Source organism: Aquimarina litoralis (genome assembly GCF_039523995.1).
Taxonomy (GTDB): Bacteria; Bacteroidota; Bacteroidia; order Flavobacteriales; family Flavobacteriaceae; genus Aquimarina; species Aquimarina litoralis.
On the sequence record NZ_BAAAGE010000028.1, the window covers coordinates 1 to 758 of the forward strand.

Here is a 758-nt window from a genome sequence, read left to right on the forward strand (position 1 = left end):
GATCTAACTATGGCTTTAGCAACAGAAGAAAAAGAAGAAGTTAGAAAAACTGAAGTATTTCAAAAAGCTTTAGAAGTTGTAAAAGTTGTAAAAGAAATGAGAAGATTACAAGTTAAACCTGTTGAAGGTGAAGAAAAATGAATAAAAATTATTTAGCAAATGCATTCTCAATAAATATGTTATCTAAATTTCCAATAAAAGTTACAATTGATAAAATTGACAGATTAGAATTTTGTACAAATATTGATAATGAAGAAATAATAAATGCAATTGGACATGATTCAACAGTTCAACTAATAAATTCATTATGTGATACAAAATTTGAGAAAAATAGGATAGAAATTAAATTAGACAAAAGAGACAAACTATATATTGTGCAAATTTCACAAAGATTAGAAGAAGGAAAAATATTAACGCTAGAAGAAATATTGAAATTGTACGAAACTGGAAAAGTTCAATTTTTCGAGATAATTGTAGACTAATAAGTCAAATAAAATTTTTTTCATCTTTTTGGAATTACGCATTTGGGTTAACTCTTTTATGCTAAAATTTTTTAATATATAAATGTTTTTACGCCGTTATTTTGCGTAAATTATCGTTAGAAAAGTAAAAATTTGTGTGAGTTAAAAGTTTAAAAAGATTTCTTGTAAATTATCGACTCTCATTTATATACTTGTCATTACAATTTTTCAGCAGATGAATGCAAAAAAAAGTCGGAGGCCAAGCGGTCTTAGGAAGACAAGATGCTGGATCAACTC

General features: G+C 26.0%; 1 protein-coding gene. It reads left to right on the forward strand.

Annotation, left to right across the window (positions count from 1 at the left end; translation table 11 throughout):
• Positions 1-137: 137 nt before the first annotated feature.
• A complete protein-coding gene (locus tag ABD077_RS25140) occupies positions 138-482 on the forward strand; it encodes a DUF1874 domain-containing protein (RefSeq protein WP_198968537.1) in 345 nt (114 codons plus the stop codon).
• Positions 483-758 lie beyond the last annotated feature (276 nt).

Excerpts from the sequence above, each read along its gene's own strand:
- ABD077_RS25140 (WP_198968537.1), top strand. The coding sequence starts at position 138 with ATGAATAAAAATTATTTAGCAAATGCATTCTCAATAAATATGTTATCT.